Origin of the sequence: Citrobacter sp. TBCS-14 (assembly GCF_005280805.1) — a bacterium.
Lineage (GTDB): Bacteria > Pseudomonadota > Gammaproteobacteria > Enterobacterales > Enterobacteriaceae > Citrobacter > Citrobacter gillenii.
Map to the genome: position 1 here is coordinate 1 of NZ_SZWM01000502.1, position 380 is coordinate 380.

Annotated in this window: 2 protein-coding genes; both read right to left on the minus strand. The window is 33.7% G+C overall.

Going from position 1 to position 380, the window contains the following annotated elements; translation table 11 throughout:
- Nucleotides 1-23: 23 nt before the first annotated feature.
- Entirely contained in the window at nt 24-317 is a 294-nt protein-coding gene (locus FDX22_RS19555) for a hypothetical protein (RefSeq protein WP_036853158.1), read from the minus strand.
- The coding region (locus FDX22_RS32680; RefSeq protein WP_146717650.1) for a hypothetical protein at nt 307-380 on the minus strand (74 nt) is incomplete at its 5' end. The genes FDX22_RS19555 and FDX22_RS32680, both read right to left, overlap by 11 nt.

Below are 380 nucleotides of genomic sequence, written 5' to 3' on the forward strand. Positions count from 1 at the left end.
TTGGACTGAAAAACGTGAAGTTTTTAATTGTCATTTTTAACCTTTCTTGAAATTATTTCCGCTTTATCTAAAACTGGGTTATCAGTAATTGATAGCTCTAACAATCTAAATTTTCTACCGCCATAAGGATAACCACCAATTGATACAAATTGTCCGACTTCATACAAGAGCGTGGTCTCGATTCTAAGCGTGTTTTTACTATTATAGTACACTTTACCTTGCAATAGTTCTAAGTGGTCTTTACGAAGCTCTCTATGCCCTTTAAAGCTATCTATTCTATATTTGTCGCCATAAGTAGCTACATACTCATATAACATTCGGTTTGTCTCCACTTCCTACAAAAATAAGTCTATCATTGAACTCTGTTTTAACTCTATCTG